Annotated in this window: 1 pseudogene; it reads left to right on the forward strand. The window is 72.1% G+C overall.

The window, feature by feature from the left end:
- A pseudogene (locus NLU14_RS21680) lies at positions 1-276 on the forward strand (methionine ABC transporter ATP-binding protein); the annotation flags it as partial.

The raw sequence follows: 276 nt of genomic DNA on the forward strand, positions 1-276 counted from the left end.
TGTCGGCGACCTCAACCGCGAGCTGGGGCTCACCATCGTGCTGATCACCCATGAGATGGAAGTCGTCCGTCAGGTCTGCGACCGCGTGGCGGTGCTGCATGCCGGCCGTGTCGTCGAGACGGGCAGCGTCGCCGACGTCTTCCTTCGCCCGCGGGCAGCGGAGACCCGCGCGCTGATCGACGAGGACGGCGCGGACGCGCAGCCGCTCGCCTTTGACGGGCCGGTCGCCCGCCTGACGCTGCGGGGCGATGCGGTCCTGCAGCCGGTGCTCACCCG

Source organism: Marinobacter iranensis (assembly GCF_029207565.1).
Classification (GTDB): Bacteria; Pseudomonadota; Gammaproteobacteria; order Pseudomonadales; family Oleiphilaceae; genus Marinobacter; species Marinobacter iranensis.